The sequence below is a fragment of the Streptococcus intestinihominis genome (genome assembly GCF_046824975.1).
Taxonomy (GTDB): Bacteria; Bacillota; Bacilli; order Lactobacillales; family Streptococcaceae; genus Streptococcus.
The window spans coordinates 348,919-350,211 of record NZ_JBKQBL010000001.1; the positions used below are offsets into that span (position 1 = coordinate 348,919).

2 protein-coding genes are annotated in these 1,293 nt (G+C 42.6%); both read left to right on the forward strand.

Annotation, left to right across the window (positions count from 1 at the left end; translation table 11 throughout):
* Positions 1–570: glycine radical domain-containing protein (locus ACLOR3_RS01815; RefSeq protein WP_412036932.1), on the forward strand; the 570-nt coding region annotated here is incomplete at its 5' end.
* 140 nt (positions 571–710) lie between these two features.
* A partial coding sequence (locus ACLOR3_RS01820; protein ID WP_412036933.1) for a threonine/serine exporter family protein occupies positions 711–1,293 on the forward strand: 583 nt, incomplete at its 3' end.

A 1,293-nucleotide genomic window follows, 5' to 3' on the forward strand; every position in this document is an offset into this window, starting at 1 on the left:
ATCGAAGCTTACACTACTCGTCTTCGCAGCCACAAACTTTACAAGAACGCTGAAGCTACAGTTTCACTTCTGACCATCACTTCTAACGTTGCTTACTCTAAACAAACTGGTAACTCACCAGTCCACAAAGGGGTATTCCTCAACGAAGATGGTTCTGTGAACACAAGCAAATTAGAATTCTTCTCACCAGGTGCTAACCCATCTAACAAAGCGAAAGGTGGATGGTTGCAAAACTTGAACTCACTTGCTAGCCTTGACTTTGGTTACGCAGCTGACGGTATCTCATTGACAACTCAAGTATCACCACGTGCTCTTGGTAAAACTCGTGACGAACAAGTAGACAACTTGGTAACTATCCTTGATGGATACTTCGAAAACGGTGGACAACACGTTAACTTGAACGTTATGGACTTGTCAGACGTTTACGAAAAGATCATGAGCGGTGAAGATGTTATCGTTCGTATCTCTGGATACTGTGTAAACACTAAATACCTCACTCCAGAACAAAAAACTGAATTGACACAACGTGTCTTCCACGAAGTTCTTTCTATGGATGATGCATTGAGCTAAGATTCAAATAGATTTTTCAAACCAGTCGGAAACGGCTGGTTTTTTCTTGTCCTGTCTTGACTAAATCCGTGGTAACACTAGTACAAATCAGTGAAATTTTGATATAATGGAAGCAATCTATTAACAGAACAGGAAGAACAATGGAAGCGTCTAAAGATATGGACCGCGTGATTGATGTCCTCATGTTGGCAGGAACCCTCCTTTTAGAGAGTGGTTCTGAAATCCATCGAGTGGAGGATACCATGATCCGGATTGCTCATTCTCAAGGAATCGATGATTGCAATGCCTTAGCGATGCCAGTCGCTATTTTCTTTTCAATCGAAAATGCCAATATCACGCGGATGAAGCGGATCCTGCGGACCAATTACAATATCGAGAAGGTCTGTGATGTCAATCAGATTTCTCGCCAATTAGTCTCTGGGCACATCAATCTCGAAGAAGCCTACCAAGCCTTGAGCCAATTGAAACAGAAAGCAGTCCCTTATACCAATCTGCAGTTAACCATCGCGGCTACTCTTAGTGCCCCTTTTTTCTCTATTATGTTTGGCGGGAATTTTTATGATGCGATTGGAGCAGGTATTGCGACCGTCTTTGCCTTTGCTTTCTCTCTAGTAGTTGAGAAATACGTGCGCATCCCTTTTGCCACTGCTTTTGCAGCAGCCTTTGTCTTTGGCTTTTTGGCCCATATTTGGTCTCAATATAGTGGTTTTCCTTCCAATACTG